The sequence below is a fragment of the Vibrio sp. Vb2131 genome (assembly GCF_033338535.1).
Classification (GTDB): Bacteria; Pseudomonadota; Gammaproteobacteria; order Enterobacterales; family Vibrionaceae; genus Vibrio; species Vibrio alginolyticus.
Genome location: NZ_JAWOSW010000098.1, coordinates 1 through 630 on the forward strand (window position 1 = coordinate 1; position 630 = coordinate 630).

At 51.0% G+C, this 630-nt stretch carries 1 protein-coding gene; it reads right to left on the reverse strand.

Annotated features, from left to right (window positions below; genetic code table 11):
* Positions 1-630, reverse strand: a 630-nt coding sequence (locus tag R7E38_RS23075) for an ATP-binding cassette domain-containing protein (RefSeq protein WP_318082174.1), incomplete at both ends; no start/stop codon positions are given.

The following is a 630-nucleotide window of genomic DNA, read 5'->3' on the forward strand; positions in this document are numbered from 1 at the left end:
ACGTACTCACGGCGGCTTTCAAACAAAGAGTCCTTAGTCACAAACCTTAGGTTGACGTTTTTCACATCCAACAACGGGCCAGTGTACTCGCGCTGATCTTGGCTTTGACCCAGCCAGTGGTTCTTGATGTCCAGCGACTTCATTTCTGTCGCTTCTTCGATGTAACTCACCAGAGGGAAACGATCGAGCTTTCTGTCTGAGCGAGGAACCGCCGAAATCAAGCTGCGCGTGTATGGGTGATCTGGGTTACCCAACACTTTTGCCGTTGGCCCAAACTCAACAAGGTCGCCACGGTACATTACCGCCACGCGGTCTGTAACGTTTGAAACCACACCCATGTCGTGCGTAACCAACATACAACCAACATTGTTCTGGATACACAACTCTCGGATAAGATTCAGGATTTGGTCTTGGATTGATACGTCCAGTGCCGTGGTTGGCTCATCGGCGATGATCAGATCTGGCTCACCAGCCAAAGCGATCGCGATAACCACACGCTGACGCATACCACCAGAAAACTGGTGAGGATACTGTTTAAGACGGTTTTCAGGCTGAGGGATGCCGACTTGCTGCATCAGAGACAACGCGCGTTGATACGCCTCGTCGTCAGACACTTTCATGTTGGCATGA